The sequence below is a fragment of the Streptomyces sp. P17 genome, from assembly GCF_032436805.1.
In the GTDB taxonomy this organism is placed as follows: Bacteria; Actinomycetota; Actinomycetes; order Streptomycetales; family Streptomycetaceae; genus Streptomyces.
In genome coordinates, this window is record NZ_JAVRBF010001066.1 from 1 (window position 1) to 260 (window position 260).

Here is a 260-nt window from a genome sequence, read left to right on the forward strand (position 1 = left end):
TGCGAGATATTGCCGTCAAATTGCTCTAAAGTGCGCTGAATATGTTCCCATTCTAATTGATCTGGTGATAATAACGCGGTATCAGCTTCTGCTGATTGCGGCGTGTCGCTGCTATCTGCAGTACTGATGCATTGCAGCAAGGCAGCAAAATCAACCGGCTTAGTTAGATAATCATCTGCGCCCAGCTTCACGGCTTGGACTGCAGTGGCAATACTGGCAAAGCCGGTTAACATAATAATGCGGCTATCAGGGTAGGCGGC

Annotated in this window: 1 protein-coding gene; it reads right to left on the bottom strand. The window is 48.5% G+C overall.

Annotated features, from left to right (window positions below; translation table 11 throughout):
• A partial coding sequence (locus RMT89_RS43960) for a response regulator (RefSeq protein ID WP_315889356.1) occupies positions 1-260 on the bottom strand: 260 nt, incomplete at both ends.